The 1,020-nt window shown below is 69.2% G+C and carries 1 protein-coding gene; it reads right to left on the reverse strand.

Going from position 1 to position 1,020, the window contains the following annotated elements; all coding sequences use genetic code 11:
• Positions 1 to 179: 179 nt before the first annotated feature.
• Complete coding sequence (locus ACLEQD_RS44125) at positions 180 to 860, reverse strand: TrmH family RNA methyltransferase (RefSeq protein WP_410391892.1); 681 nt, start codon at positions 858 to 860, stop codon at positions 180 to 182.
• Positions 861 to 1,020: the final 160 nt, after the last annotated feature.

Below are 1,020 nucleotides of genomic sequence, written 5' to 3' on the forward strand. Positions count from 1 at the left end.
GCCTTGGCGGCGGCCGCGGGCTTCGGCGCGGGCGCGGTGGGGGCGGCGGTGGTGGGGGCCTGCGTGAGCAGCGTGAAGAGCAGGGATTCCAGCAACATGGCGTGCGCCTCCGGAGCGGGCACCCGGGGTGCCCGCAGGGTCCATCTATCGCATCCGGACGGACCCCGGGGGGCCGGCATTCACCGCTGTGTGGCTTTGACCAGACGCTTCCGCTGCTTCACGCCCAGCAGGTAGAAGCGCTCGCGCAGTTCCTGGGCCTCCTCGGGGGACAGGTCCCCGGAGCTCCCCAGGTGCTCGTCCCGCCAGGCGATCGCCCGGGTGATGCTGGCGGACGCCGCGGCGGAGATGTTCAGGCTCTGGCTGAAGCCCTTCATGGGCACCCAGAAGGTGCCATCCACGCCGTTGAGCACGTCGTCGCTCACGCCATAGCGCTCGTTGCCGAACACCATGGCGAACTTCGTGTCGAAGCGCAGGCTGTAGAGGTTGGTGGCCCCCTCGCGCAGCGCCGACGCGTAGAGGCTGAAGCCCCGCCCCTTCAGGTGTTCACGGCACTCCGCGAACGTCTTGTAGAGGTGCACGTCCAACCACTTGTCGCAGCCTTGGGCCACCCGCAGGTTGGGGATGAAGGGCGCTTCCGGGTTGACGACGACGTGCACCTCCTGCACGCCCATGGACTCGCAGGTGCGCAGCACCGCGGCCATGTTGAAGTTGTCCTCCAGCCGGTCGAGCACCACCACGAAGTTGCGCGTGCGCTGACTGACGACGCGGTCGATCTTCTCCTTCCGCACGTCGAGCAGGAACTGCTCCGGCTCGACGGCGTCGCGCTCGAACTTCTCGTAGCGGGGGCCTCCACCAGCCATCGGCTCAGCGCCTCCCGCCGGACTTCTTCGCCGGGGCCTTCCGGGCGGCCTTCTTCGCCACGGGCTTGCGCGAGGACTTCTTCGCGGCGGCCTTCTTCGCCGGAGCCTTGCGCACGGCCTTCTTCGCCACGGGCTTGCGCGAGGCCTTCTTCGCGGCGGC

Origin of the sequence: Corallococcus sp. 4LFB, assembly GCF_046520365.1 — a bacterium.
In the GTDB taxonomy this organism is placed as follows: domain Bacteria; phylum Myxococcota; class Myxococcia; order Myxococcales; family Myxococcaceae; genus Corallococcus; species Corallococcus caeni.